This is a genomic window from Sphingomonas sp. BL2, from assembly GCF_056680015.1.
Genome location: NZ_CM155261.1, coordinates 3,122,951 through 3,147,406, shown reverse-complemented (window position 1 = coordinate 3,147,406; position 24,456 = coordinate 3,122,951). Strand labels below are relative to the sequence as shown.

Genomic DNA, 24,456 nt, shown 5'->3' with positions numbered 1-24,456 from the left:
GTTGATGCCGCGGGCTTGGCAAAGCAAGGTGGCGGCCTGTCATCTCACGGCGATTGCAGCGGAGCGCCGGTGGTGCGATAGGCGGGCGATATGGCGGCAAACGGCTGCCCAGTGCCAAAGGGGTTGGTTCGGATCGTGTTGCGTATCGACCTTTTGACGGGTTGCGCCCTTTCGCTCGCGTTGGCGACCGGGATCGCGGCTGCGCCAGCCCAGGCCCAGGATTTTCAGAACCGCCCGGTCGCGCCTCCGGTGCAGGACCCGCCGGTCGCCAATGCGTCGACCGCGACGCCCGCCGAAGATCAGGTGCAGTTCAGTTCCACCGCGCTGGAGTACAACACCAACACCGATATCGTCACCGCCACGGGCGAAGTCCGGATGTTCCGGCAGGGCAGCCGGCTTCGCGCCGACAAGGTCGTCTGGAACCGCAAGACCGGCAAGGTCGTCGCGACTGGCAACATCGCGGTCACCAATCCCGAAGGCGACATCGCGTACGGCGACGAAATCAACCTGACCGATTCGCTGAAGGACGGCGTGGTCGACAACATGCTCGTTGTGCTCGAACAGGGCGGACGCCTTGCCGCCAAGCAGGGCACGCGCGACGCCGACGGCACGGTCAATTTGAAAACCGCCGCCTACACGCCGTGCAGCGTCACCAACACCGCCGGTTGTCCAAAGGAGCCGACGTGGAAGATCACCGCGGTCCGCGTCACCTATCGCCCCGAGCGGAAGCGCATCTTCTACAAGGGCGCGCGGCTCCACCTTTTCGGCCTTCCAAGCCTGCCGCTTCCCGAGTTTTCGAACCCGGTCGGTGGCGGCAGCGACAGTGGCTTGCTCTCGCCAAACGGCGGCTACAGCCGCGTCAACGGCGTCGAAGTCAGCGTCCCCTATTACTGGAAGCTCGCCCCGAACCAGGGGCTGGTCATCACGCCGCACATCTACAGCAGCGTGCTGCCGATGGCGCAGGTCGATTATTCCGCGCTCAACTCCAAGGGCGCGTTCAAGGTGCGCGCCTACGCGACCGAAAGCCGGCGCAGTGACGATCTGGCGACTGCCAACACGACCGACACCAGCATGGCGTTCCGCGGCTATATCGATGGCATGGCGCGCTATCAGTTGACGCCGAACTGGACCGCGAGCGGGTCGCTCCGCCTGACGACCGACCGAACGTTCCTGCGCCGCTACGACATTTCGCGCGACGATCGGCTGCGCACCACCGCAAGCCTGGAGCGGATCGACGACAGCAGCTATTTCTCGCTGAGCGGCTGGTACGCGCAGACCCTGCGCGTCGCCGACAGCCAGGGGCAGCAGCCGATCGCGCTGCCCGAGATCGATTATCGCAAGCGGTTCGACGATGGGCTGGTCGGTGGTCGGTTCCAGCTGCAGCTGAACACGCTGGCGCTGACCCGTACCGATGGCCAGGACACGCAACGCGCGTTCGCGAGCCTGCAATGGGACCTGCGCCGCTTCACGAACTGGGGCCAGGAGGTCACGTTCACCGCGTTCGCGCGGGGCGACCTGTATAACAGCAACGAGATCGATGCGACGATCAACCCGACCTATCGCGGGTTCGGCGGCTTCCGCCAGCGCGCCATCGGTGCGGCTGCGGTCGACGTGAAGTGGCCGTTCATCGGCACGTTCCTGGGCGGTACGCAGCGTTTTACGCCGCAGGTGCAGTTCGTCGCAGCACCGAAGGTCGCCAATCTTTCGTTGCCGAACGAGGATTCGCGCGCCGTCGACCTGGATGACACCAACCTGTTCTCGCTCAACCGGTTCGCCGGTTATGACCGGTTCGAGGACTCGTCGCGCGTTACCTATGGCGGCGAATGGGCGCTCGACCTGCCGGGCATCAGCTTCACAACCAATGTCGGCCAGAGCTATCGCCTCGACCTGCGCCCGACGATTCTCCCCGATGGCACCGGCCTGAGCGACCGGTTCTCTGACATCGTCGGACGCAGCGAGCTTCGGTTCCGCGACTTCGTCTCGATCGTCCACCGCTACCGGCTCGATAAGGATGGCTTCGCGATCCGCCGCAACGAGCTGGACGCGACGATCGGCTCGCGCGCGACCTACGTGCTGGTCGGGTATCTCAAGCTCAACCGCAACATCGATGCATCGATCGAGGATCTGCGCGACCGCGAGGAAGTCCGCGTCGCAGGCCGCGTCCAGTTCGCGCGGTTCTGGTCCGCGTTCGGATCGGGCGTGGTCGATCTCACCAACGCATCGGAGGATCCGCTGTCGCGCAGCGACGGCTTCACGCCGATCCGCCACCGGCTGGGCGTGCAGTATGAGGACGACTGCCTGCGTCTCGGCGGGACCTGGCGGCGGACGTACAACGACACCGGTGACGCGCGGAAGGGCAACAGCTTCCTGTTGACGCTGGCCTTCACCAACCTCGGCCGCTAAGCCCGCGTTCAGCTACTTTGAGGCAAACGTCGCCGGATATGCGCCGCCATGGCAATGACGGTGCGGATTACGGCGTGCGATGATGGGATACCGACACTTGAAGCATGATGTTCGACTGGCGGCGCGTGGCGGCCGTGTGATCGGTTCTGTGGTCCTGGCTGCGCTGGCAGCAGGCGCGATCGCCCAGGCGGTGCCTCCCAAGGCCGTGCAGGGTCGGCGTGGGTCGCGACCTGCCCCGACGCAGCCCGCTCAGGCCCAGCCGGCCCAGGCCCAGCCCGCGCCCTCGGCTCCGGGACAGACCGTTCAGGACCAGAGCGTGCCGGACAATACCGGTCTCGACATCCCGACCAACCTCCAGATCTTCGGCAAGGTCGATCCCAACGTCCGCAAGCCGACCGCGATCGTCAACGATACCGTCATTACCGGTACCGACGTCGACCAGCGGGTCGCCCTGGTGGCAATGGCGAACGAGGCGAAGCTGTCGCCTGAAGATCGCGAGCGGCTGAAGCTGCAGGTGCTGCGCCAGTTGATCGACGAGACGCTCCAGATCCAGGAAGCGAAGACCGCCGACATCACGATCACCCCCGCCGAGCTCACGCAGAGCTATGACGGCGTATCGAAGCGCTTCAATCGTACGCCGGTGGCGATGCGCGCCTATCTGCGCGAATCCGGATCGTCCGAGCGGTCGCTGAAGCGCCAGATCGAGGGAGAGCTCGCCTGGCAGCGCTATCTGCGTCGCCGCGTCGAGCCGTTCGTCAACGTCGGCGACGAGGAAGTGAAGTCGATCATCGACCGCCTCCAGGCGGCCAAGGGCACGGACGAGTTCAACCTCAAGGAAATCTATCTCGCGGCGACCCCGGCGAACAGCCAGCAGGTCTATGCGAACGCCAAGCAGATCCTGCAGGAAATCCAGAAGGGCGCGCAGCCGTTCGAATATTACGCGCGGCAGTTCTCGGAAGCGTCGACCCGCGCGGTGGGTGGTGATCTCGGTTGGATCCGTGCGGCGACGCTGCCGGGGCCGCTGTCCGAGGCCGCGACCTCGATGCAGGTCGGCCAGGTTGCCGGGCCGATCGAGGTCTCCGGTGGCTATTCGATCCTGTACCTGACCGACAAGCGCCAGGTGCTGACCGCCGATCCACGTGATGCGAAGCTCAGCCTGAAGCAGCTGACGTTGCGTTTCCCGCCCAACACCAACCAGGCACAGGCCTCCGCGCGTGCGCAGGCGTTTGCAAAGGCGACGCAGGAATTGCGCGGCTGCGGTACCGTCGAGAAGGTCGCGGCCGGGATTGGTGCGGACGTGGTCGACAACGACACCGTCCGGATCCGCGATCTGCCGCCGCAGCTTCAGGAAGTGATGCTGAAGCTCCAGGTCGGCGAGTCGAGCCCGCCGTTCGGGTCGGCCGAACAGGGCGTTCGCGCGCTGGTGCTGTGCGGTCGCGACGAGGCGGCCGGCGGTTCGGTGCCGAACTCCGAGCAGATCCAGGGTCAGCTCGAACAGCAGCGCGTCAATCTGCGCGCCCAGCAGAAGCTGCGCGATCTGCGGCGCGATGCCGTGGTCGAATATCGGTGATCGCGCCATGGTAACCGGAGCGTGAGCCGCGTCTCGCCGCTGGCGGTGTCGATGGGCGATCCTGCCGGGATCGGGCCCGAGATCATCGCCAAGGCGTGGGATGCGCGTGGGACGCACGACCTGCCGCCATTCGTCGCGGTGGGCGATGCGCGGGCTATCGAGCGGGTCTGGGCCGGCCCGATCGCACGCATTGCGGATCTGAGCGCCGCGACGGCGGTTTTCGGTGAGGCGTTGCCGGTGCTGACGGTGGGCGATGCGGGCGCGATCGTACCGGGTGAGCCTGATGCGGACGGCGCGCGGTGTGCGCTGCATTCACTGGAACTCGCAGTCGGTCTCGTTCGCAACGGCGCGGCGCGTGCGCTGGTCACCGGGCCAGTGTCCAAGTCGCAGCTGTACGCGATCGGCTTCAGCCATCCGGGGCAGACCGAGTTCGTCGCCGAGCGCTACGGCGTCGCGGGCGACAATGCGGTCATGATGCTCGCCGGGCCGTCGCTGAAGGTAGTGCCGATCACTACGCATGTGCCGTTGAAGGATGTATCCGCGCTGCTGACGGTCGACCTGATCGTCGCCAAGGCCCGGGCAACCGCTCGGGGATTGTGGCGCAACTTCGGGATCGAGAACCCACGGCTCGCCTTTGCCGGCCTCAATCCGCATGCGGGCGAACAGGGCGCGCTTGGCCGCGAGGAGATCGACATCATCGCGCCGGCGATTGCGATCCTGCGCGAAGAAGGCATTGATGCGACCGGGCCGTTCGCGGCGGACACGATGTTCCACCCGCGGGCGCGTGCGACCTATGACGTCGTCATGTGCTGCTATCACGACCAGGCGCTGGTTCCGCTCAAGACGATCCATTTCGACGAGGGCGTGAACATGACGCTGGGCCTGCCGATCGTGCGGACCTCGCCCGATCATGGCACGGCGTTCGCGATCGCGGGCAAGAATCTGGCCGAGCCCGGTGCGATGATCGCGGCGATTGCGATGGCGGGTGAAGCGGCGGACCGGCGCGCGCAGACCGCTGCCCAGTCGTGAGCGAGGCTGCATTGACGGAGCTTCCCCCGCTGCGCGAGGTGATTGCGCGCTATGGACTGAACGCGAGCAAGGCGCTTGGGCAGAATTTTCTGTTCGACGGGCAGTTGTTGAAGCGGATCGCGGCGGTGCCGGGTGACCTTCAGGATGCCGAGGTGCTCGAAGTGGGGCCCGGCCCGGGCGGCCTGACGCGCGCATTGCTCGCGGCAGGTGCGCGCGTGACGGCGATCGAGCGTGACCGGCGGTGTATCCCGGCGTTGGCAGAGCTCGGCGAGGCGTATCCGGGGCGGCTGCGGGTAATCGAGGGCGACGCGATGGAGGTCGACGCGCCTGCGCTGTTCGAGGGCAAGCCGCATATCGTGTCAAACCTGCCGTATAACATCGGGACGGCGCTCCTGGTGGGTTGGCTGTCGACGTCGTGGCTGCCTTGGTGGCAGTCGTGCACGCTGATGTTCCAGAAGGAAGTTGCCGAGCGGATCGTCGCGAAGACCAACGACGATCATTATGGACGGCTGGCGGTGCTGGCGCAGTGGCGTTCGACTGCGCGGATCGCGATGCCGGTGCACCGGTCGGCGTTCACGCCGCCGCCGAAGGTCATGTCTGCGGTGGTGCATCTGACTCCGGTCGAGGCGCCGGACGGGGTGAACTTCGCGGTTCTGGAGCGACTGACGGGCGCGGCGTTTGGGCAGCGGCGGAAGATGCTGCGGCAGAGTTTGAAGGGTGTGCCGGGTGCGCTCGATGCGCTGGAGCGGATCGGGGTTGAAGCGACGCGTCGGGCCGAGACGCTGTCGGTTGCCGACTTCGTGGCGTTGGCGAAGGCTGTCGGCTAAACTTGACGATCCTCCCCCGCCAGGGGGAGGTGGCAGCCTTCTCAGGCTGACGGAGGGGGAGGTAAGCACAACCGCCGCCCCGTGCCCTCCCCCTCCGTCACCTTCGGCGCCACCTCCCCCTTGCGGGGGAGGATAAGCAAGACGTCAGTCCTTGGCGGCGATTGGCGTCTTCTCGACCTGCGCCGTTGCAATCGGTGGCCCCTTGGCGATCACTGCCGCGAGTTGCGTCGCTTCCGGGCAGACGCCCTTGCAGAGCGTGCGGATCTTCACGAGATTGTCCTTCGCGCGGACTACGGCGCCCTTGGCAACTAGCGCCTCGCCCTGCCCCTTCAATGCGGCGACGTCGTTCGGCTCCAGCAGCAGGGCCTCGCGGTACAGGCGGATCGCCTTGCCTGGCAGGTCACGCGTTTCCGCTACCCGTGCGAGGAGAAGGAACGCGGCTCGGTTGCGCGGATCGACTGCGACAGACGTTTCGAGCACATCCGTCGCGCCGTCGAGGTTGCCGGCCGTCATCAGCGAACGCCCCTGCGCCAGCAACTGCATCGAACGCGCGTCGATCTGGGCGTCGGGGCGTTGCCCGCTGAGCGAAGTCGACACGCATACGACGGTCAGCGCGGCGGCAAGGGCAACGGACGAAAAACGCATCATCGTCTCCAGGCGGGATACAGGTTTGGCCGTGAGTTGAGCCATAGGTCGGCTGGCTAGCACGCAGCCCGGAGGCGCGCGACAAAAAAGCCGTCGGTGCCGTCGCGGCCGGGTTCGAGGCGGACGCCGTGGCCGTGCTTCGCGCCGGCGGGGAGCGACAGGGCTTCCGTCGTCCAGCCGGGGTGCTCGTTGAGGAACCAGGTGACTTGGTCGGTGCCCTCGGCGTCGAGCAGCGAGCAGACGATGTAGACGAGCGCGCCGCCGGGCTTGACCAGCGTGGCGGCCACGGAGAGCACCTGCTGCTGCGTCGATTGCAGGCGCGAGACGCGGTCGGGGGTAAGCCGCCAGCGCGCCTCGGGGTTGCGCCGCCAGGTGCCGGTGCCCGAGCAGGGGGCGTCGACCAGCACGCCGTCGGCGCGACCGGCCCATTCGCTGAGTGCCTCGATCTCGCGCGTCGGGTTGAGCAGGCGGCTCTCGACGATCGTCGCGCCGGCGCGGGTTGCGCGAGGGGCGAGGCGCGAGAGGCGATTGCGGTCGGTGTCGCAGGCGAGGATCACGCCTTCGTTCTTCATCGTCGCCGCGAGCGCGAGCGTCTTGCCGCCGGCGCCTGCGCAGAGATCGACGATGCGTTCGCCGGGCTTCGCCTGCATCGCTAGGCCGACGAGCTGGCTGCCTTCGTCCTGTACTTCGAGCGCGCCTTCGTTGAAGAGCGGGAGTGCTTCGACGTTGGTGCCGGTCGGGAGGCGGATGCCGTCGGGGGCATGGGGGGTGGCTTCTGCTTCGGGAAGCGCTGCGAGGACGGTCGCGCGGTCGGAGATCAACGTGTTGACGCGGAGATCGAGCGTGGCGCGGCCGGCTAGGTCTGTAAGTGCGGCGCCGTCCAGGCCGGAGGCGCGGAGGGCCTTGCTGAGCCACTGCGGGGCGACGCCGGCGCGGGCTCGGGGTTCGTCCTTGGCGATCGATGCGGGCGCGTGGGTGGAGCCGTCGAAGGTTGCGGCGACTTCCGGATCGGCGTCGGCGACGAGGAGCATCGCGGTGCGGCCGTTTTCGGGGCGGTCACCGGCCTTGCGGATCGCGGCGTAGACGAGTTCGCGGACCGCGCGGCGGTCCTTCGAGCCGGCGTAGCGGCGGGTGGCGAAATAGCGGGCGATCAGCGTGTCTGCGGCGGCGCCGGACTCGCGGGCGGCGGCGATGATCTGGTCGAGGAGTTCGATCGCGGCCTGCGTGCGTGCGGGGGGAGTCACTTTTGGGCTCCGGCTCGCGGGCGGAGCGGAGTCTGAGCTCGGTACGGTGTGTTCGTCATCATCCCCTCCCCTAGCCCCTCCCGCGAGCGGGAGGGGAATAATTTCGGTTTGGGTTCGGGATCGTGGTGGGTCCCGCCCTCTTGCTCCGTCATCCCGGCGGACGCCGGGACCCATGGTTGCGGTTTGGGTGGTGGTTGCGCGCTTCACTGGGTCCGCCGTGTCCGTGGGTCCCGGCGTTCGCCGGGATGACGGATGGGTGCGACCATTGCCGCATCGTTCTAGCTTTGGACTTACACACCATCGTCATCCCCGCGCAGGCGAGGATCCAGATGGTCGAAGGTTTGTGATCACATCGTGAGGCCGGCCAGTATGGGTTCCCGCCTTCGCAGGAATGACGATGGTGAGTAGGGATACCTCTCAGTCGCTTGCCAATAAGTAAGTGGCGACCGACCCACCGCCGGCCCCTCCCTTTCAGGGAGGGGAGGTACCCTCACCGCGTCGGGTAGTTCGGCGCTTCCCGCGTGATCGTCACGTCGTGGACATGGCTCTCCATCAGCCCCGCGCCGGTAATCTGCACGAACTCCGCCCGCGCCTGGAGATCCGGGATCGTTGCCGAGCCCGTATACCCCATCGCCGCCTTGATACCGCCAACCAGCTGGTGAACGACATCCCTCGCCGGGCCCTTATACGCGACCTGGCCCTCGATACCTTCGGGGACGAGCTTCAGCTGGTCCTTGATGTCGCCCTGGAAATAGCGATCCGCCGACCCGCGGCCCATTGCGCCGACGGAGCCCATCCCGCGGTACGACTTGTAGGCGCGGCCCTGATACAGGAATGTCTCGCCGGGCGCCTCGTCGGTGCCCGCGAGCAGCGAGCCGATCATGACGGTCGAGGCACCGGCAGCGAGCGCCTTGGCCATGTCGCCTGAGGTGCGGATGCCGCCGTCGGCGATCACCGGCACGTTGGCCTTGTGGCCAGCCTCCGCGCAATCCATCACCGCGGTCAGCTGGGGCACGCCGACGCCGGCGACGACGCGGGTGGTGCATATCGAGCCGGGACCGATGCCGACCTTGATCCCGTCCGCGCCTGCACCGATCAGCGCGCGCGTCGCTTCGCCGGTGGCGACGTTGCCCGCCACCACCTGCACCGAGTTGGACAGCTTCTTCACCCGCTCGACCGCGCGACCGACATCGCGGTTGTGGCCGTGCGCGGTGTCGATCACGATCAGGTCGCAGCCGGCATCAACCAGCTGTTCGGTCCGGTCGAAGCCCTTTTCGCCGACCGTCGTCGCGGCGGCAACGCGCAGGCGGCCCGCCTCGTCCTTGGTCGCATCGGGGAACATCACCGCCTTCTCGATGTCCTTGACGGTGATCAGGCCGACGCAGCGATACTGCGCATCGACCACGAGCAGCTTCTCGATGCGGCGGGCGTGGAGAAGGCGGCGTGCCTCTTCCTTGCCGACTTCGGTCGAGACCGTCGCGAGGTTCTCGTGCGTCATCAGCTCGCTGACGGGCTGTTTCGGATCCCCCGCGAACCGCACGTCGCGGTTGGTGAGGATGCCGACGAGCTTGCCATCCGCCTCAACCACCGGGATGCCGCTGATCCGGTGGCCCGACATCAGCGCCTGCGCTTCGCCGAGCGTGGCGGTCGGCTTGATCGTGATCGGGTTGACCACCATGCCCGACTCGAACCGCTTGACCTGACGGACCGCGATGACCTGCTCCTCGACGGTCAGGTTGCGGTGGAGCACGCCGATGCCGCCGAGCTGTGCCATGACGATGGCCATGTCGGCTTCGGTGACGGTGTCCATCGCCGAGGACAGGATCGGGATGTTGAGCGCGATGCCGCGCGTCAGCTGAGTCCGGGTATCGGCCTGGCTTGGCAGCACGTCCGATTCCCCCGGATACAGGAGGACGTCGTCGAAAGTGAGGCCGAGGCGGATATCCATGAGAGCTGCCGTTCCTGGGTGTGAGGTGGCGCGCCATGTAACCAAAGCGCGGCCGTACGGCTAGGCCTCTCCTTCTCGCACGTGCTACAGCGGTGCGATACACGGATGGGGATGTTCGATGGGCTTGACCGTTGCCGCACTCTTATTGGCGCTGGTGCTGCTGTACCTCTTCACCAGCATCAAGATCGTCCACCAGGGCTATCAATACACGATCGAACATTTCGGCCGCTTCACCACGGTCGCGCGGCCCGGCTTCAATTTCTACCCGGCGTTCTTCTACCGCGTGGGGCGGAAAGTGAACATGATGGAGCAGGTGATCGACATCCCCGGCCAGGAGATCATCACCAAGGACAATGCGATGATCTCGACCGACGGGGTCGTGTTCTTCCAGGTGCTCGACTCGGCGAAGGCTGCGTACGAGGTATCGGACCTGTACCAGGCGCTGTTGCAGCTCACGACGACCAATCTGCGCACGGTGATGGGGTCGATGGACCTCGACGAGACGCTGTCGAAGCGTGACGAGATCAATGCGCGGCTGCTGAACGTGGTGGATCATGCGACGACGCCGTGGGGGGTTAAGATCACGCGGGTCGAGATCAAGGACATCCGTCCGCCGGCCGACATCGTGAATGCGATGGGGCGGCAGATGAAGGCGGAGCGCGAGAAGCGGGCCAACATCCTGGATGCGGAGGGTTCACGGGCCTCCGAGATCCTGCGGGCTGAGGGGCAGAAGCAGGCGCGGATTTTGGAGTCCGAGGGGCGCAAGGAGTCGGCGTTCCGCGATGCCGAGGCTCGGGAGCGGGCGGCGGTGGCGGAGGCTTCGGCGACGCGCGCGGTGTCCCAGGCGATCGAGGAAGGTGGCGCGCAGGCGATCAACTATTTTATCGCGCAGAAATATGTCGAGGCGATCGGTAAGTTCGCGACCTCGCCTAATGCTAAGACGATCCTGTTTCCGGTCGAGGCTACGCAGTTGATGGGGACGCTTGGGGGGATCGGGGAGCTGGCGAAGGACGCGTTGCGCGACGCGACTGCTTCGCCGCCGGCCAAGCCTGCGGGTCGCGGGCCGTTCGAATTGTCTAAGTCGACCGAGGTTCCGAAAAGCTGATGGACGCGATGGGGGCGGCTGGCGCTTGGTTGATCGCGGCGCTGGTTTTGGGGATCGCCGAGCTTGCGGTGCCGGGGGTGTTCCTGGTGTTTCTCGCGATTGCAGCAGCGGCGACGGGCGTGGCGGTGTTCGTGTTGCCGGACTTGCCGGTGGCGGCGCAACTGGCGGCGTTCGGGGTTTGGAGCGCGGTGACCGTGCTGATCGGGAAGCGCTGGTACCGGGATTATCCGGTCGAGGGCGGGGATCCGATGTTGAACGATCGGTCTGCTCGGCTGGTGGGTCAGGTTGTCGTTGTGGAGAGGGCCTTAGCTGGCGGGCGTGGTCGGGTGCTGGTGGGCGACGGCAGTTGGCCTGCTCGGGGTGAGGATGCCGCAGTTGGAATGCGCGTTCGCATCACTGCGGTTGTCGATGGCGAAGTCATGGTGGAGCCCCTCGACTCGTCATCCTGACGAAAGTCAGGACCCAGAGCCATGATACGCGACGCCTGGTACTCTGGGTCCTGACTTTCGTCAGGATGACGAGTGGGGACAGGGCACGCCGTGTCACGTGCCCTCACCTTCCCACCCGACTTCGTCGGCCGGGCCCCTTCCTCTCCCCGAAGGGAGAGGAGTTTAGGCAGTCTCGTTCACCTTTGGCGCCGCCTGCCGGACGCCTTCATCGACGTGTTGGGCGAACTGGGCGAAGTTCTCGACGAACAGGTCGACCAGTTTCGCCGCAGTCGCGTCGTACGCATCCTTGTCCGCCCAGGTCGTCCGCGGATCGAGGATCGCGGTGTCGACGCCCGGCACGCTTACCGGCACCTGGAACCCGAAATTTGGGTCGGTGCGGAACTCGGCATCGTTCAAACTCCCATCCAGCGCGGCGTTGAGCAGCGCCCGCGTCGCCTTGATCGGCATGCGGTTGCCGACGCCGTATTTGCCGCCGGTCCAGCCGGTGTTGACCAGCCAGCAATCGACGCCGCCCTTCGCGATCCGCTCCTTCAGCAGGTTCCCGTACACCGACGGATGCCGCGGCATGAACGGTGCGCCGAAGCAGGTCGAGAAGGTCGCGTCGGGCTCGGTCACGCCGATCTCGGTGCCGGCGACGCGTGCGGTATAGCCCGAGAGGAAATGGTACATCGCCTGGTCGGGCGTGAGCTTGGCGATCGGCGGCAGCACGCCGTACGCGTCTGCGGTCAGCATCACGATGTTGCGCGGCACCGGCCCCATGTTCTCGGCCGACGCATTCGGGATGAAGTCGATCGGGTACGCACCGCGGCTGTTCTCGGCGAGCGTGTGGTCGTCGAGATCGAGCAGCCGCGTCGCCGGATCCATCACGACGTTCTCCAGCACCGTGCCGAAGCGCTTGGTAGTCGCGAAGATCTCCGGCTCTGCGTCGGCCGAGAGGCGGATCATCTTGGCATAGCACCCGCCTTCGAAGTTGAAGACGGCGGTATCGGACCAGCCATGCTCGTCGTCGCCGATCAGCGTCCGGCTGGCATCGGCCGACAGCGTCGTCTTGCCAGTGCCGGACAGGCCGAAGAACACCGCGGTGTCGCCGTTCGCGCCCATGTTCGCCGAGCAGTGCATCGGCATCACCCCGGTCGGCGGCAGCAGGTAGTTGAGCAGGCCGAAGACCGACTTCTTCATCTCGCCGGCGTATTTCGTGCCGCCGATCAGGATCAGCTTGTCGGTAAAGTTCACCGCGATCACCGTCTCGCTGCGGCAGCCGTGCCGTGCGGGATCGGCGCGGAAGCTCGGCAGGTCGACGATCGTATAGTCCGCGACGAAGTCCTTTAGCGCTGCCTGGTCGGGCCGCACCAGCATCGTCCGGATGAAGAGGTTATGCCACGCGAGTTCGGTGACGACGCGGACGTTCACGCGGTGGTCGGGCTGCGATCCGCCGTACAGGTCCTGCACGAACAACTCGTCCTTGGCGGCGAGCGCGGCGAAGAAATCCTCCTTCAGCGCGGCGAAATGCGTGGGCTCCATCGCCTTGTTGCTCTTGCCCCACCAGACCGTCGCGTCGGTCTCGGCATCGCGGACGATGAACTTGTCCTGCGCCGATCGGCCGGTATGCGCGCCCGTCTCGACGACCAGCGGGCCGTCCGCGGACAGCGTCCCCTCGTTCCGCTCCAACGCCGCCTCGACGAGCTGCGCGGTGACCAGGTTCCAGTGTAGATTGGCGCGGGTTTCGATCCCCTGCGCGGATAGGCCGACGGCCGGAATACGCTCGCTCGACACGGGCTCTCTCTCCTAAGTTTTATCGCATACGTATGTATGTCGTTGCGGCCGGCTGTACGGGGCAGTTTTCCACCGGTCAAATCCACCGAGCTGCAACGCCGTCCCGATACGGCTCTAGTTGAGTGCGGCGGCGGTTTGCCCTACGCCGACACGCCAACGACCGAGGCAAAGCTCCCCAGATGACGGCAACGATCGCGCTGGTCGACGACGACCGCAACATCCTGACCTCCGTGTCGATCGCGCTGCAGACCGAGGGCTTCGTCACGCGTGTCTATTCGGACGGCGAGACCGCTCTGAAGGCGCTGACCGACAATCCTCCGGACCTCGCGGTGTTCGACATCAAGATGCCGCGGATGGACGGGCTCGAACTGCTCCGTCGACTGCGCGAGAAGAGCCAGATCCCGGTGATCTTCCTCACCAGCAAAGACGACGAACTCGACGAGGCGCTCGGGCTCGCGATGGGCGCGGACGACTATATCGCCAAGCCGTTCTCGCAGCGACTGTTGATCGCCCGCATCCGTGCGATCCTGCGCCGTACCGAACTGACGCAGTCGCCGGGCACCGAGACCGAGGCGGAAGCTGCCGGACCACTCGATCGCGGACGGCTCAGCATGGACCCGGCGCGGCATCGCACGCTGTGGGGTGGCGAACCAGTTACGCTGACGGTGACCGAGTTCATGATCCTCGAGACGCTCGCGCAGCGGCCCGGCATCGTGAAGACGCGCAACCAGTTGATGGATGCGGCGTACCAGGACGATATCTATGTCGACGACCGGACCATCGACAGCCACATAAAACGACTCCGCCGCAAGTTCCGGCAGGTCGACCCAGCCTTCGACGCGATCGAGACATTATATGGTGCCGGGTATCGATTTTCTGAGGAATGAGCTGGGCGTCGATGGGCGCGATCTCACGCTGCGGTGGTCGGGCCAGATCTCGCTCACGCGGCGTATCCTGGCCGTCAACATCTTCGCGCTGCTGCTGCTCGCGGGCGGGTTCTTCTATCTGGACTCCTACCGCAGCCGGGTGGTCGACAACCGGGTTGCACAGACCGCGCGTGAAGCACGACTGATCGGCGAGGCAATCGCCGCGGTCGATCCGGCGTTGCGCGATCCGCTGGTGTTGCGGCTTGCACGCGATACGGGGTCGCGGATTCGACTGTTCGATGCAGCAGGGCGGACGATCGGCGACAGCCGCGCGCTGGGCCTGCGCAACTTCGTGCTGATGGACCCCGACAAGGAAGACTGGGACCAGACGATCGCCCGCTTTCTTGACGCATCGATCGACGTGATCGTGATGGCCCCGCGCCCGCCGCTGTACCGGGAGCGTAGCGGTGCACAGCAATGGCCCGACGTGAGCGCAGTCCGCGGGCGTAGTGCTGTTTCCACGACGGTCTGGCGCGCGCCCGACCGTACGCCGGTGCTGACCGCCGCCGCGCCGCTCAGCGCCGGCGGGGTCGTGATGACCACGGTCAACGCGCGCGACATCACCAAGACGGTGCGAATCGAGCGGTTCCGGCTCAGCATGGTGCTGCTTGGGGTATCGATCGTCTCGATCCTGCTGTCGCTGTTCCTTGCCCGGACGATCGTGCGGCCTTTGCGCCGCCTTGCCCGTGCGGCGGTTCGTGTCCGCCTCGGCCGAGCGCGCGAAGTCGTCGTGCCGCGTCTCCCCTCCCGTCGCGACGAACTCGGCATGCTCGCACGCGCGTTGTCCGACATGAGCCTCGCGCTCAGGGCGCGCATCGATGCGACCGAGGCGTTCGCCGCGGACGTCACGCACGAGATGAAGAACCCCCTCGCCTCGCTCAGGTCCGCGGTGGAGGGATTGTCGCGCGTGAAGGACCCGGCGCTACAGGCCCAATTGCTCGCAATCGTCCGCGACGATGTCCACCGGCTCGACCGCCTCCTCTCGGATATCTCCGAAGCCTCGCGACTCGATGCCCAGCTCAGCCGTGCGAAGTTCGAGCCCGTCGATGTCGCCGCGATGATAGACGGGCTGGTCGCGCAACGCGACGCGCGTGGTGTGGAGCGCGGCATCCGCCTCCGGTTCGATCGCAACCCCGACGACCGAACGATCATACTCGGTGAAGGCGCGCGGCTTGAACGCGTATTCGAGAACCTGATCGACAACGCGATGTCCTTCTCGCCCGACGCCGGCTTGATCGCGATGTCCGCAATTCGCGAGGGCGAGGACCTAGTCATCCGTGTCGAGGACGAAGGTCCGGGCGTTCCAGAGGAGGCGCGCGAGGATGTCTTCAAGCGCTTCCATTCGGTCCGCCCCGATAGTGAGACGTTCGGCCAGCATTCCGGGCTAGGCCTCGCAATCGCGCGGACGATCGTCGACGGCCACCAAGGCGCGATCGTCGTCGAATCGCGCGAGGACAGGCTCGATGGTGCGCGGTTCGTGGTAAGGCTACCGCTCGCCGAATTGCCGGAGTAAGGACGCCGCGTGGTCGTCCCCTCCTCCGATAGGCTCCACGCCACCACGGTCGCCATCGACGGCATGGCCGTGTTGATCGAGGGCGCATCGGGATCGGGCAAGTCCGACCTCGCGTTGCGCCTGATCGATCGTGGCGCGATCCTCGTCAGTGACGACCAGACGCTCGTGGTGCGCGCGGGCGCAACCTTGCTCGCGCGTGCACCGACGACGATCGCCGGACGGATCGAAGTCCGCGGGATCGGCATCCTCGCCATGCCTTATGTCGAGGACGTTCCCGTCGGGCTGCTCGTCCGCGTCGATGGCGCAATCGAACGGATGCCCGAACGTAGCGTCCGTAACATCGCCGGAGTCGACGTCCGCCAGGTCGCCGTCGATCCCTTCGAAGCCTCCGCCCCGGTCAAGGTCGAACTAGCATTGCGCAATCCGGAGCCATTAGAATGACGCGTCCTAAGGACATCCTTCTCGTCACCGGCATGTCGGGTGCGGGCAAATCCACTGTTCTCAAGACGCTGGAGGATCTCGGCTGGGAGGTCGTCGACAACCTTCCGCTGCTGCTGCTCGACCGTCTGCTCGACGCGCCGCTCCCCGAAGGATCGACCAACGATTCGCAGCCGCTCGCGATCGGTATCGGCGCCCGCACGCGCGACTTCGATCCCGAACGGATCGTCGGCCGCATCCGCGATCTCCGCGACCGTCATGGGCTCGAGGTCGGAATGCTGTTCCTCGACTGCTCGGGCGCCGAACTTGAACGCCGTTACTCCGAGACCCGTCGGCGTCATCCGCTCGCGCTGGACCGTCCCGCAAACGACGGGATCAGCCGCGAACGCGAATTGCTGGCGCCGCTTCGCGATTGGGCGAACCGGCTGATCGATACGACCGACATGGCCGCCAACGAACTCGCGCAACAGATCCGCGCGAGCTTTGCGGGCGGGGAACTCGGCGCGCCGACGCTGTCGATCCGCTCGTTCGGTTTCGCCCGCGGCCTGCCCCGTAACGCCGACCTGGTGTTCGACATGCGCTTCCTCCGCAATCCGCACTGGGACCCGGAGCTGCGTCCCGGCACGGGACTCGACGCCGACGTGTCCGCCTACATCATGGACGACCCCGCCTACGAAGCTGCGGTGAGTCGGATCGAGGAACTGCTGATACTGTTGCTCCCGCGCTACAGGGCGGAAGGCAAGTCGTACGTCACTGTCGCGTTCGGGTGTACCGGAGGGAGACACCGGTCGGTCCACGTCGCCGACCGGGTGGCGCGACGGTTGCGCGACGCGGGATTTTCGCCCAGTATCGCACACCGCGACCTGGGGGCCGCTCCACAAGATGCGCTCGAAGGATCACCGGTCGTCTTATGAGTATGAAACGCTGACATGATCGGCCTTGTTCTGGTAACGCACGGTCGATTGGCCGAGGAATTCGTTCGCGCGATGATCCACGTCGTCGGCCCGCAGGAACGCGTCGCGCCGATCGCGATCGGTCCCGACGACGACATGGAAGAGCGCCGCGCGGATATCGCTGCCGCCATCCAGGCGGTCGATGTCGGGCGCGGCGTCATTGTGCTGACCGACCTGTTCGGCGGTACGCCGTCCAATCTCGCTATCTCCTTGATGGAACGCGGCCGGATCGAAGTGATCGCGGGGATGAACCTGCCGATGCTGATCCGGCTTGGCTCGGCGCGGAAATCGATGACTGTCGTTGCCGCGGTTGCGGCGGCGCGTGAGGCTGGGCGCAAATACATATCGGTAGCGTCCGAGGTTCTCGGCGAGGCTGCGGCGTGAGCGCGGTCTCCCGCACCGTCCAGATCACCAACCGTCGCGGGCTCCACGCCCGGGCGAGTGCTAAGTTCGTGACGCTGGCCTCGTCACATCCCGTCGAGGTCAGCGTGACCAAGGACGGGTCGGATCACGTCACCGGCACCTCGATCATGGGGCTGATGATGCTTGGCGCGGCGATGGGCGACGCGATCACGATCAGCGCGACCGGCGACGGCGCGGAGCATACGGTCGCGGCGCTCGCCGAACTGGTCGAGGCGAAGTTCGGCGAGGATTGACCGTCTTTCTCCCCTCCCGCTTGCGGGAGGGGTCGGGGGAGGGCATGAGCGACGGCGTGTTTACAAACCCCTCCCCCAACCCCTCCCGCAAGCGGAAGGGGCGCTAGATGCCCCGCGAGATAACCGCCTTTTCGAACCCGCTGATCAAGTACGTCCGCGACCTGCGCGACAAGCGGCATCGGCGTGCGGCCAGGCAATTCCTCGCCGAGGGCCTGCGCATCCTCACCGAAGCGCGCGAGACCGGTCGCCTGCCGCGTACGCTGTTCTACGCTGCGGCGAGTGCGAACCATCCCCTCGTCCACGCGCTGTCGATGGACGTCGAGGATGCCGGCGGTGATTCGATTCAGACCACGCCGGATATTCTCTCGAAGCTGTCCGGCAAGGATAACCCGCAAGCGGTCGTCGGCGTGTTCGACGAGTTCGACGCGACGCTCGAGGATCTCGATCGCACCACCTCCGGCATCTGGCTGGTCGCGGAGCGGCTGCGCGATCCGGGCAATCTCGGCACGATCCTGCGCACCGGCGATGCGGTCGGCGCGGGCGGACTTATTCTTATCGGCGAGTCAGTCGACCCATTCTCGGTCGAGGCGGTCCGCGCGAGCATGGGCGCGCTGTTCACGATCCCCGTCGTGAAGACCGAGTGGGAGCCGTTCCAGGCCTGGCTGCGCACCGGCCCCGGCCAGCTCGTCGGGCTCAGCCTCGATACCGACACGGACTATCGGGCAGCGACCTATACCGGCCCGACCTTCCTGCTGACGGGTAACGAAGCGCAGGGCATGCCGCCGGAGATGGCCGAGGCGTGCGACGTGCTGGTCAAGATCCCGATGCTCGGCAAGGCGGACAGCCTCAATGCCGCCGTCGCGACCGCGGTGATGGCCTATGAAGTGCTTGCCCGGCAGGAAAAACCCGCCCCCCTGGCCTGAACCGTTAATTTTGCCCGATTGGCGATGCTTAGCGAGTCCGGTTCAGCTAAGGGAGAGCTACGTCGTGCGAAAGCATCGACCAGATACAAGACAGGACGATTATGGCTCGCGGTTTCGATGATGGACGAATGAAGACTGGCGTGATCCGGTCGGTGCTCGCGGCAACACCGCTGTTGATGGCAACCGCGTCGTTCGCACAGGTTACGCCGCCGCCGGTCGTCCCGACCGCGCCCGCCGCCATGCCGACGCCGACGCTCGCGCCGCCGGTGATCACCGTGCCGCCGCTGAGCGACGCGCAGGCCATTCTGCTCGACAAGCTGCTCAACGGTGACATCGTCGCGCAGGGCCTGAAGTCAGCCGCAACCGCGTCGACTACCGCGCCGAGCAAGGACGAACTCGTCCGCGCGGCACTCGATCATGCGCGCGCGGTGCATGCCGGGCGGCTAAGCGAAGCCGACTTCCAGCGGGATTGGGGTCTGCGTCCACCGGCCTATGATCCGACGCCTGCCTTTGCCGATGCCGTGCGGCTCGACCGGATCGCGGCGTGGTTCGCATCGTTGCCGCCGCCCTATGCGGGGTATGACGGCCTGCGGAAGGGCCTCCAGAACTATCGGTCGATCGCGTCTGCTGGCGGCTGGGCACCGCTCGCGTCGGGTCCCGATTTCACGATCGGCGCGACCGGCCCTCGCGTGATCGCGCTGCGCAAGCGGCTCGCGGCCGAGGACAAGGACGTCGCGACCAGCGGCGACCGTTTCGACGCGCCGCTGGTGGAGGCCGTGCGCCGCGCGCAGCGTCGCTATGGGCTCAACCCCAGCGGGATCGTGTCGACGCAGACGCTCGCCGCGCTCAATGTCTCCGCCGGCGACCGCGTGCGTCAGATCATGGCGAACATGGAGCGCTGGCGCTGGCTGCCCCAGGACCTGCCGCGCGATCGGATCCAGGTGAACATCGCCGCTGCCGTGCTGACGGTGTTCGACGGCGATACGCCGGTGCAGTCGATGCGCGCGGTGACGGGTCGCCCCGGCGACGAGACGCCGATGCTGTCCTCGACGATCCACAGCATCGTCATCAATCCGCCGTGGAACGTGCCGACGTCGATCGCGACCAAGGAGCTGTGGCCGAAGGAGCGCGCCAACCCGGGCTATTTCAAGCGCAACGGCATCAAGGTGATCGACGGTACGCGGCTGCAGCAGCAGGCTGGCGACCAGAGTGCGCTGGGCCGGTTCAAGTTCGATTTCGCCAACGACTATTCGGTCTATCTCCACGATACGCCGAGCCGTGCGAAGTTCGCGAGCTTCAGCCGGCTTGCGAGCCATGGCTGCGTTCGCCTTGAAAAGCCTGCGGAACTCGCCGACCTGCTGCTCAAGGGCGATCCGTCCTGGACGCCCGAGATGGTCGACGCCGCGGTCGCCAAGGGTGACACGGTCCGTGCCCGTTTGGTAAAGCCTGTGTCGGTGTATCTGCTGTACTGGACCGCGTTTGCCAGCGGCAACGGCCAGATGAACTTCCGCGCCGACCCCTATAACTGGGACGGCACCCTCGCTTCCAAGATCGAGGCGCGCACGGCTCGCCAGACGATCGCCGCTCGTTGAGAGGACCAGACATGACGATTTCCAACCGCACGCGTACCGCGATTGCCGGTGGCCTGCTTGCCGCCATGGCCTTGGCCGGCTGCTCGCGCTCGGAGCCCGACCAGCCGCCGACCGATACCAACATGGTCGAGGATACCGGCGTCACCGAGTCCGAAGCCGCGCCGACGCCCGCTCCGGCGCCGGTCGAGACTGCACCGGTCGAGACTCCCCCGACGGTGAACGCGGTCGAGCCGGAACGCGAACCGCCGGTCGCGCCCGACGAGCAGATGCGCGACGATGCCGATGCGACGGGTATGACGGCACGCGTGACGCGTGACGAAGCGCCGGTCGAGAACGACACCGTTCCTCAATAGTAAGTAAAACTATTTTACAACAGCGACTTGGCAGCTTCACTTCATTGAAGCTGCCAAGTCTGTACGCTGCTGGACGTTAGTCGAGCAGCAGGGGCGCGTGGCGATCGACCAGCATCTCGCTCGCCGTGTTCAGCCCGACGACTTCGACGGTCGTGCCGTGACGCCGCAGCTTGGCCACCACGTCCTCCAGCGCCGCGACGGCAGTGACATCCCAAAGATGCGCACGCGTCAGGTCGATCCGTACAGCACGCGCTGTCTCGCGAAGATCGAAGCGGTCCGCGAAGATATCGGCACTGGCGAAGAACACCTGACCGCCGACACGGTAGATACGCATGTCGCTGGCTCCGTCGTGTTCGACCGTGACGTCCATCATCCGCGTGACCTTCCACGCGAAGAACACGCCACTGAGCAGCACGCCGACACCCACGCCGAGCGACAGGTCGTGCGTCGCGACGGTGACGATCACGGTCGCGACCATTACCACGCTCGATACCTTGGGATGGCGCACCACGTCGCGGAGCGAGCCCCAGGAGAAGGTGCTGATCGACACCATGATCATGATCGCAACCAGCGCCGCGACCGGCACCTGCGCGACCCACGGCCTCAGCGGCACCATCACGACGAGCAGGAACACGCCCGCGACCAGCGTCGACAGCCGCCCTCGCCCGCCATAGCGGACGTTGCCGACGGTCTGGCCGATCATCCCGCACCCGGCGATGCCACCGAACGCGCCCGCGGCGATGTTGGCGAGCCCCAGCCCGGTGCACTCGCGCGCCTTCGAACTGGTCGTTTCTGTCAGGTCGTCCACCACGCTGGCGGTCATCATCGATTCCAGCAGTCCGACTGCCGCCATGGCGAGCGCATAGGGTGCCACGATCCGCAGCGTGTCCCAGGTGAACGGCACGTCGGGAAGCCCGAACGACGGCAGCGTGGAGGGCAGCTTGCCGAGATCGCCGACCGTCTTCAGCGGCATCGGCACCCACATCGCGATCGCGGTCAGCACGACGATGCAGATCAATGGCGACGGGATGGCGTTCGAGATGCGCGGCATGAGGTAGATGATCGCGAGACCGCCGGCGATCATCGCATAGGCCTGCCAACTGACGCCGACCATCTGCGGCACCTGCGCGGAGAAGATCAGGATCGCGAGCGCGTTGACGAACCCGGTGCGGACCGACTTCGAGACGAACCGCATCAACACGTCGAGCTTGGCGAGCCCGAACGCGATTTGGAGGGCGCCTGCGAGCATCGTCGCGACCAGCAGATATTGGAGGCCGTGGGCGTGGACCAGCGCGGCGGCGACCAGCGCAACGGAGCCTGCCGCACCCGAGATCATCGCGGGGCGTCCGCCCGCAAAGGCGATGACGATGCCGATCACGAACGAGGCGAACAGGCCGACTTCGGGGTCTATGCCCGCGACGAACGAGAAGGCGATGACCTCGGGGATCAGTGCGAAGGTGCCGACCATGCCTGCGAGGATGTCGCGGCGCGCGGCGGCTGGGCCGCTGAACCATTCGGCTCGGTAACGAGAAAGAGATAAGGATGTCATGGATGTATCCGCATAGGACGCACGAACCGCGGCGCTGTCTTGGCAGGCGGTTCACTTCAGAGGCGTCGTTGCGTTGTCCGGCGGATCGGCGGCCGGAATAGCCACCCGGAATTGCACCGGGTCCAGGGCGAATGGGTGGTCGTTAGCCGCGCGTGAGCCTCGATGCAACACTCGGCTCAGAACCCCCGCCCGTCATCCTGACGAAGCGTTTGAAGCGAGTTCGACCTTTCCTAGGTAAACAGATCCACCACTTCGGCCCCCTCGCCTACCGCCTGCAGCAGCAAGGTGCGGTGGCAGTGGCAAGGGTTGCGCTCGTAGCAGAGCAGCGCGCTCGGCTTCTCGGCCGCCAGCCCGAGCATGATCGCCGCCGCGGCCTGAGCCTCGGGAAGCTCAAGCTGCTCGTCATACACCGCGGTCAGGGTCGCGACGTCGCCCTTCTTAGCAGCATCGCGCCCGCGCTTTGGCGTTCCGAGCGCTTTCAGATGCACGTAATCGATCTCGACCTCACGCAACGACGCGGCGAGCGAGGACTTCGAGAACCCAGGCCGCCGCGACAACGGAAGCGCGCGGACGTCGATCACCCGCTCCACCCCCGCCGCCTTCAATGCCGCGAGGAAATCGGCCATCGTCGTGGCCTCATAGCCGATCGTGAAGATCTTCGTCGGGTCTGTCATGCAGGCGAAGTGGTATTGCGGACCTGACACGGCAAGCGTCCGACGCTATCTGACCCGAATGACCCACGATATCCATGTCATCGGCGGCGGCCTCGCCGGTTCCGAAGCCGCCTGGCAACTCGCCGAAGCCGGCCTCAAGGTCCGCTTGTCCGAAATGCGCGGCAGCGGCGAAGAGACGCCCGCGCACCAGACCGACGGCCTTGCCGAACTCGTCTGCTCGAACAGTTTTCGGTCGGACGATGCCGAAGCCAACGCAGTTGGGCTGCTCCATCAGGAACTGCGCACGCTCGGCTCGCTGATCATGCGCCAGGCGGACATCCACCGCGTCCCCGCCGGCTCCGCGCTCGCCGTCGACCGCGACAATTTCTCGGCCAGCGTGACGGAGGCGATCGACCAGCATCCGAACATCACGCTTGTCCGCGAACGCATCGACGCATTGCCGGATGGCCCGACGATCATCGCCACCGGTCCCCTCACCGCCGCCTCGCTCGCCGCGGGGATCGGCGCCGAGACCGGCCGCGAGGCACTGGCGTTCTTCGACGCGCTCGCGCCGATCGTCCACCGCGACTCGATCGACATGGACACCGCGTGGTTTGCGTCGCGCTGGGACAAGGGTGAGGGCAAGGACTACATCAACTGCCCGATGGACAAGGACCAGTATCTGGCCTTCCACCAAGGCCTGATCGACGGCGAGAAGACCCCGTTCAAGGAATGGGAGAAGGACACGCCCTATTTCGACGGCTGCATGCCGATCGAGGTGATGGCGGAGCGGGGCGTCGATACGCTGCGCTATGGCCCGATGAAGCCGGTCGGGCTCGACAACCCAAAGACCGGACGCTGGCCGCACGCCGTCGTCCAGCTTCGCCAGGACAATGCACAGGGCACGTTGTGGAACATCGTCGGCTTCCAGACCAAGATGAAGCACGCCGATCAGGTCCGCCTGTTCCGCACTATCCCCGGGCTGGAGAATGCCGAGTTCGCGCGGTTGGGTGGCCTGCACCGCAACACGTTCATCCGCTCGCCCGAACTGCTTGACGAGACGCTGCGGCTGAAGTCACGCCCCAACATCCGGTTCGCCGGCCAGATCACTGGCTGCGAGGGCTATATCGAGAGTTGCGGGATCGGGATGCTCGCGGGGCTGTTCGCGGCGGCCGAACTCACTGGCAAGACTCTAACGCCCCCGCCCTACGCGACTGCTCTCGGCGCGCTGCTCGGCCACATCACCGGTGGCGCCGAGGTCGAGACGTATCAGCCGATGAACGTCAACTTCGGGCTGTTCCCGCCGATCACGGGCAGGACCAAGAAGGCGGATCGCAAGCGGATGTATACCGACCGTGGCCGCGCGGCGCTCGCAGAGTGGCTCAACTCTCCTCCGCAACAGACTGAACCGGCGGACAATTCACCCGAGCTGGCCCCTTCCGCTTGACCGCCGTCGTGGCAAATTCCGGGGCGGTCATCGCGCCGGATTTGTCACGGTCGGCGTCCGCGAACTTGGTCGTCGCCTTCACCGCCCATTCGTCGAACGACAGCTTGCCGTCGCCGTCCACGTCCAGCCGCGCGTAAGCCTTGCGCCGCTGGACCAGATATTCCTCGCGCGTGATCTTCGCATCGCGGTCCTTGTCGTAGCGATCGAACCGCTTCTGCTCGCGAGTCTTTTCGGTCGCCTCGGGCGCGGCATTGGGTAGCGGATCGGACGCACCCGCGGCGCCGCTCGCCTGCGCCATCGGCTGCGGCGGTAGCAGCGGACCCGGCCGCGCCTTCCCGCTAAAAAACATGAACCCCGCCGCGATCAACGCGATCACCGCCGCCCCACCCGCCAAATACCGCCACATCGCCGCCGCCCCCATTGCCCAGCCTGCACGCTAGGCCTAGCCGCCAACGATCCC

The 24,456-nt window shown here is 66.2% G+C and carries 23 protein-coding genes and 1 other annotated feature; of the genes, 16 read left to right on the top strand and 7 right to left on the bottom strand.

Annotation, left to right across the window (positions count from 1 at the left end; translation table 11 throughout):
• The first annotated feature begins 90 nt into the window (after positions 1 to 90).
• The 4 genes from AC1ME3_RS14635 to rsmA all read left to right on the top strand — a co-directional run bounded on the left by AC1ME3_RS14635 (position 91) and on the right by rsmA (position 5,829).
• The gene (locus AC1ME3_RS14635; protein WP_480953725.1) at positions 91 to 2,403 is read left to right on the top strand and encodes an LPS-assembly protein LptD; all 2,313 of its coding nucleotides are present in this window, start codon (positions 91 to 93) and stop codon (positions 2,401 to 2,403) included.
• 79 nt (positions 2,404 to 2,482) lie between these two features.
• Positions 2,483 to 3,973: a peptidylprolyl isomerase gene (locus AC1ME3_RS14630; protein ID WP_480953724.1), complete on the top strand. Its 1,491-nt coding sequence runs from the start codon at positions 2,483 to 2,485 to the stop codon at positions 3,971 to 3,973.
• 21 nt (positions 3,974 to 3,994) lie between these two features.
• Positions 3,995 to 5,002: a 4-hydroxythreonine-4-phosphate dehydrogenase PdxA gene (gene pdxA / locus AC1ME3_RS14625; RefSeq protein ID WP_480953723.1), complete on the top strand. Its 1,008-nt coding sequence runs from the start codon at positions 3,995 to 3,997 to the stop codon at positions 5,000 to 5,002.
• Between the two features lie 11 nt (positions 5,003 to 5,013).
• Positions 5,014 to 5,829 (top strand): 16S rRNA (adenine(1518)-N(6)/adenine(1519)-N(6))-dimethyltransferase RsmA, encoded by an 816-nt coding sequence (gene rsmA / locus AC1ME3_RS14620; protein WP_480953722.1) that lies wholly within the window; start codon positions 5,014 to 5,016, stop codon positions 5,827 to 5,829.
• Between the two features lie 144 nt (positions 5,830 to 5,973).
• Here rsmA and AC1ME3_RS14615 read toward each other — a convergent pair whose 3' ends face one another.
• From AC1ME3_RS14615 to guaB, 3 genes are all read right to left on the bottom strand, one after another.
• The gene (locus tag AC1ME3_RS14615) at positions 5,974 to 6,474 is read right to left on the bottom strand and encodes a tetratricopeptide repeat protein (RefSeq protein WP_192146295.1); all 501 of its coding nucleotides are present in this window, start codon (positions 6,472 to 6,474) and stop codon (positions 5,974 to 5,976) included.
• A 56-nt stretch (positions 6,475 to 6,530) separates the two neighbouring features.
• Positions 6,531 to 7,718 (bottom strand): RsmB/NOP family class I SAM-dependent RNA methyltransferase, encoded by a 1,188-nt coding sequence (locus AC1ME3_RS14610; RefSeq protein WP_480953721.1) that lies wholly within the window; start codon positions 7,716 to 7,718, stop codon positions 6,531 to 6,533.
• A 490-nt stretch (positions 7,719 to 8,208) separates the two neighbouring features.
• Positions 8,209 to 9,666, bottom strand: coding sequence for an IMP dehydrogenase (gene guaB / locus AC1ME3_RS14605; protein ID WP_480953720.1), 1,458 nt, complete (start codon positions 9,664 to 9,666; stop codon positions 8,209 to 8,211).
• A gap of 118 nt (positions 9,667 to 9,784) precedes the next feature.
• Between guaB and AC1ME3_RS14600 the strand changes: the two genes are divergently transcribed.
• Together AC1ME3_RS14600 and AC1ME3_RS14595 are read left to right on the top strand one after the other, a co-directional pair.
• The gene (locus AC1ME3_RS14600) at positions 9,785 to 10,771 is read left to right on the top strand and encodes an SPFH domain-containing protein (RefSeq protein ID WP_480953719.1); all 987 of its coding nucleotides are present in this window, start codon (positions 9,785 to 9,787) and stop codon (positions 10,769 to 10,771) included.
• On the top strand, positions 10,771 to 11,220 hold the full coding sequence (locus AC1ME3_RS14595) for an NfeD family protein (protein WP_480953718.1): 450 nt from the start codon (positions 10,771 to 10,773) through the stop codon (positions 11,218 to 11,220). Before AC1ME3_RS14600 ends, AC1ME3_RS14595 begins: the two co-directional genes overlap by 1 nt.
• Positions 11,221 to 11,382: 162 nt before the next feature.
• Here AC1ME3_RS14595 and AC1ME3_RS14590 read toward each other — a convergent pair whose 3' ends face one another.
• Positions 11,383 to 12,993, bottom strand: coding sequence for a phosphoenolpyruvate carboxykinase (locus AC1ME3_RS14590; protein ID WP_480953717.1), 1,611 nt, complete (start codon positions 12,991 to 12,993; stop codon positions 11,383 to 11,385).
• Positions 12,994 to 13,172: 179 nt separating this feature from the next.
• On the opposite strand from AC1ME3_RS14590, the gene AC1ME3_RS14585 reads away from it, so the two are divergent.
• From AC1ME3_RS14585 to AC1ME3_RS14545, 9 genes are all read left to right on the top strand, one after another.
• Positions 13,173 to 13,880, top strand: a complete 708-nt coding sequence (locus AC1ME3_RS14585) for a response regulator transcription factor (RefSeq protein WP_056058673.1) — start codon at positions 13,173 to 13,175, stop codon at positions 13,878 to 13,880.
• The gene (locus AC1ME3_RS14580) at positions 13,849 to 15,432 is read left to right on the top strand and encodes a sensor histidine kinase (RefSeq protein WP_480953716.1); all 1,584 of its coding nucleotides are present in this window, start codon (positions 13,849 to 13,851) and stop codon (positions 15,430 to 15,432) included. Before AC1ME3_RS14585 ends, AC1ME3_RS14580 begins: the two co-directional genes overlap by 32 nt.
• 9 nt (positions 15,433 to 15,441) lie before the next feature.
• Entirely contained in the window at positions 15,442 to 15,873 is a 432-nt protein-coding gene (locus AC1ME3_RS14575; protein WP_480953715.1) for an HPr kinase/phosphorylase, read from the top strand.
• Positions 15,870 to 16,784 (top strand): RNase adapter RapZ, encoded by a 915-nt coding sequence (gene rapZ / locus AC1ME3_RS14570; protein WP_480953714.1) that lies wholly within the window; start codon positions 15,870 to 15,872, stop codon positions 16,782 to 16,784. Before AC1ME3_RS14575 ends, rapZ begins: the two co-directional genes overlap by 4 nt.
• A 15-nt stretch (positions 16,785 to 16,799) precedes the next feature.
• Positions 16,800 to 17,207: a PTS sugar transporter subunit IIA gene (locus tag AC1ME3_RS14565; RefSeq protein WP_056058662.1), complete on the top strand. Its 408-nt coding sequence runs from the start codon at positions 16,800 to 16,802 to the stop codon at positions 17,205 to 17,207.
• On the top strand, positions 17,204 to 17,479 hold the full coding sequence (locus AC1ME3_RS14560; protein ID WP_480953713.1) for an HPr family phosphocarrier protein: 276 nt from the start codon (positions 17,204 to 17,206) through the stop codon (positions 17,477 to 17,479). Before AC1ME3_RS14565 ends, AC1ME3_RS14560 begins: the two co-directional genes overlap by 4 nt.
• A 107-nt stretch (positions 17,480 to 17,586) precedes the next feature.
• Positions 17,587 to 18,402 carry a TrmH family RNA methyltransferase gene (locus tag AC1ME3_RS14555; RefSeq protein ID WP_480953712.1) on the top strand — a complete coding sequence of 272 codons (816 nt, stop codon included), beginning with the start codon at positions 17,587 to 17,589 and terminating at the stop codon, positions 18,400 to 18,402.
• A gap of 128 nt (positions 18,403 to 18,530) precedes the next feature.
• Positions 18,531 to 19,994: a L,D-transpeptidase family protein gene (locus AC1ME3_RS14550; protein WP_480953711.1), complete on the top strand. Its 1,464-nt coding sequence runs from the start codon at positions 18,531 to 18,533 to the stop codon at positions 19,992 to 19,994.
• A gap of 11 nt (positions 19,995 to 20,005) precedes the next feature.
• Positions 20,006 to 20,347, top strand: coding sequence for a hypothetical protein (locus AC1ME3_RS14545; protein WP_480953710.1), 342 nt, complete (start codon positions 20,006 to 20,008; stop codon positions 20,345 to 20,347).
• A gap of 76 nt (positions 20,348 to 20,423) precedes the next feature.
• On the opposite strand, the gene AC1ME3_RS14540 is transcribed toward AC1ME3_RS14545, so the two are convergent.
• Complete coding sequence (locus AC1ME3_RS14540; RefSeq protein WP_480953709.1) at positions 20,424 to 21,896, bottom strand: SulP family inorganic anion transporter; 1,473 nt, start codon at positions 21,894 to 21,896, stop codon at positions 20,424 to 20,426.
• A gap of 71 nt (positions 21,897 to 21,967) precedes the next feature.
• Positions 21,968 to 22,023 (bottom strand) — a sequence feature (sul1 is cis-regulatory element that is thought to sense ions involved in sulfur or methionine metabolism; They are found in Alphaproteobacteria).
• Positions 22,024 to 22,126: 103 nt separating this feature from the next.
• Positions 22,127 to 22,570 (bottom strand): DUF488 domain-containing protein, encoded by a 444-nt coding sequence (locus tag AC1ME3_RS14535; protein WP_480953708.1) that lies wholly within the window; start codon positions 22,568 to 22,570, stop codon positions 22,127 to 22,129.
• 58 nt (positions 22,571 to 22,628) lie between these two features.
• Here AC1ME3_RS14535 and trmFO point away from each other — a divergent pair, with 58 nt between their 5' ends.
• Positions 22,629 to 23,996: a methylenetetrahydrofolate--tRNA-(uracil(54)-C(5))-methyltransferase (FADH(2)-oxidizing) TrmFO gene (gene trmFO / locus AC1ME3_RS14530; protein WP_480953707.1), complete on the top strand. Its 1,368-nt coding sequence runs from the start codon at positions 22,629 to 22,631 to the stop codon at positions 23,994 to 23,996.
• Here the strand turns inward: trmFO and AC1ME3_RS14525 are convergent.
• Positions 23,932 to 24,402: an EF-hand domain-containing protein gene (locus AC1ME3_RS14525; protein ID WP_480953706.1), complete on the bottom strand. Its 471-nt coding sequence runs from the start codon at positions 24,400 to 24,402 to the stop codon at positions 23,932 to 23,934. The two genes, trmFO and AC1ME3_RS14525, sit on opposite strands and share 65 nt — an antisense overlap.
• Positions 24,403 to 24,456 lie beyond the last annotated feature (54 nt).

Coding starts and splice junctions, on each gene's coding strand:
- AC1ME3_RS14565 (WP_056058662.1), top strand. CDS start 16,800: ATGATCGGCCTTGTTCTGGTAACGCACGGTCGATTGGCCGAGGAATTC.
- AC1ME3_RS14525 (WP_480953706.1), bottom strand. CDS start 24,402: ATGTGGCGGTATTTGGCGGGTGGGGCGGCGGTGATCGCGTTGATCGCG.
- AC1ME3_RS14635 (WP_480953725.1), top strand. CDS start 91: ATGGCGGCAAACGGCTGCCCAGTGCCAAAGGGGTTGGTTCGGATCGTG.
- AC1ME3_RS14540 (WP_480953709.1), bottom strand. CDS start 21,896: ATGACATCCTTATCTCTTTCTCGTTACCGAGCCGAATGGTTCAGCGGC.
- AC1ME3_RS14595 (WP_480953718.1), top strand. CDS start 10,771: ATGGACGCGATGGGGGCGGCTGGCGCTTGGTTGATCGCGGCGCTGGTT.
- AC1ME3_RS14550 (WP_480953711.1), top strand. CDS start 18,531: ATGAAGACTGGCGTGATCCGGTCGGTGCTCGCGGCAACACCGCTGTTG.
- AC1ME3_RS14545 (WP_480953710.1), top strand. CDS start 20,006: ATGACGATTTCCAACCGCACGCGTACCGCGATTGCCGGTGGCCTGCTT.
- AC1ME3_RS14630 (WP_480953724.1), top strand. CDS start 2,483: ATGATGGGATACCGACACTTGAAGCATGATGTTCGACTGGCGGCGCGT.
- AC1ME3_RS14555 (WP_480953712.1), top strand. CDS start 17,587: ATGCCCCGCGAGATAACCGCCTTTTCGAACCCGCTGATCAAGTACGTC.
- AC1ME3_RS14600 (WP_480953719.1), top strand. CDS start 9,785: ATGGGCTTGACCGTTGCCGCACTCTTATTGGCGCTGGTGCTGCTGTAC.
- rapZ (WP_480953714.1), top strand. CDS start 15,870: ATGACGCGTCCTAAGGACATCCTTCTCGTCACCGGCATGTCGGGTGCG.
- AC1ME3_RS14585 (WP_056058673.1), top strand. CDS start 13,173: ATGACGGCAACGATCGCGCTGGTCGACGACGACCGCAACATCCTGACC.
- AC1ME3_RS14615 (WP_192146295.1), bottom strand. CDS start 6,474: ATGCGTTTTTCGTCCGTTGCCCTTGCCGCCGCGCTGACCGTCGTATGC.
- guaB (WP_480953720.1), bottom strand. CDS start 9,666: ATGGATATCCGCCTCGGCCTCACTTTCGACGACGTCCTCCTGTATCCG.
- trmFO (WP_480953707.1), top strand. CDS start 22,629: ATGACCCACGATATCCATGTCATCGGCGGCGGCCTCGCCGGTTCCGAA.
- AC1ME3_RS14535 (WP_480953708.1), bottom strand. CDS start 22,570: ATGACAGACCCGACGAAGATCTTCACGATCGGCTATGAGGCCACGACG.
- AC1ME3_RS14580 (WP_480953716.1), top strand. CDS start 13,849: ATGGTGCCGGGTATCGATTTTCTGAGGAATGAGCTGGGCGTCGATGGG.